Raw genomic sequence first — 1,387 nt, 5'->3', positions numbered from 1 at the left:
ATAAACTGATGTAGCAAGTGGCAGAACCTCCTCGTGTTTGTCTCGACAACTTTCACGATAAAGGATCTGCCACTTGTTTTCATTTCATCTGCTTAAGTGTCAACTACACTTCGTGGTGATGAGCCAATTATTTTCGTAACATAGAAGCCAGATACAGTTTCAAGAAAGGAGAGATCAGAAGATGATGCTTCAACGTGTATCCATCTGGGCTATAATGCTTCTTTTTGTAGCAGCCTGTCAAAACCAGGACACCTTGCACTTCAGTAACGAAGGAGACAATTGGGAAGTAGACTACACGGTTAATATTTATGATGAGAACAGCCAATCCATCGATTACGCCATTCGCTACATCGGCGAAGAAAGCCTGCCGGAAACGCTGAATTACAGCATCGGCAGCACAACCGTAACAGGCGAAATCCTCAGCGAAGGCGGCGTCATTGAGCATTCAGGCAGCGGCTGCAGCGGATGTGCCGTTACACGAGAAGACGATGACATTGAATTTTCAATTGAGTGGGACGACGAGCACGAAGAGAGCTTTGTATTAGAATAGCCGCTGTGATCACAAGGCACGTGTTTATTAACGCTTAAGCTACAGTTGGCATTGCATAAGGGGAAGAGACAATGATCGAAAACGTATCGGCGCTTTTGCTGCTGTTTATGATAGGGATGCTAATCCCTATCATAATCGGCCTAATCAAGAGAAACACGACCACGAGGGACAAATGGTTTGTTGTCATAATCTATTTATGTTCAGTTCTTCTTGTTGTATTACCATTTTCCTTTCAATACTTAGTAAGCTACCTGCTCTTAAGCATTCATCTAATCGCCATTATTTATATCGTTTATTTCGAGCAGGTAAAAATGAAGTACTTTCTTTTTGGATTGTCTGTAGCAGGGTCAGTTACATATTTTCTTTTTCTAATATGAGGGCAGGGGGCAAAAGACACAGCAATGCGAATTTCCTCAATAAAGAAATACTCTTCTTTTATATTAGTAACGAAATGAAAGCCAAGCAACTGATATCAATGTTTGAACAATCTCAGATAAGAAACAAAAAATGAAGGTGATACAGATAAATGTAGTTGAACAGGGACTGATCTTATTATGTTTAATAGCTGCGGTCGCTTTATTCTTTTCTTTCGTTCGTTTCATAGTGGCCCGTTATTTCGGTGACTTTTATCAAGGGTTTTACCGGAAATCTAATCGTATTTTCTAGAAATATATTCGTAAATAGACAGAAGTTAGGCACTAGCTATTTAACTCGAGTTCGACAGTAAATAGGCACATTTCCGCTTTTCTGGACCTCATGGTCCACTCCTGACAAGGCATGAAGCGAAAATGCGCTCCTTTTTTACAATTTTTACATAGGCACACGTTTATATTATTT

1 protein-coding gene is annotated in these 1,387 nt (G+C 40.2%); it reads left to right on the top strand.

The features are described 5' to 3' along the window. The first annotated feature begins 181 nt into the window (after positions 1-181). Positions 182-550 carry a hypothetical protein gene (locus tag HCN83_RS17845; RefSeq protein WP_168009770.1) on the top strand — a complete coding sequence of 123 codons (369 nt, stop codon included), beginning with the start codon at positions 182-184 and terminating at the stop codon, positions 548-550. Positions 551-1,387: the final 837 nt, after the last annotated feature.

The sequence above is a fragment of the Alkalicoccus luteus genome (assembly GCF_012034335.1).
Classification (GTDB): domain Bacteria; phylum Bacillota; class Bacilli; order Bacillales; family Salisediminibacteriaceae; genus Alkalicoccus; species Alkalicoccus luteus_A.
Note: the sequence above shows the minus strand (reverse complement) of the source record. Positions and strands in the feature narration are given on the sequence as shown.

Bases quoted from the DNA above. Each gene is read 5' to 3' on its own strand.
- HCN83_RS17845 (WP_168009770.1), top strand. From the start codon at position 182: ATGATGCTTCAACGTGTATCCATCTGGGCTATAATGCTTCTTTTTGTA.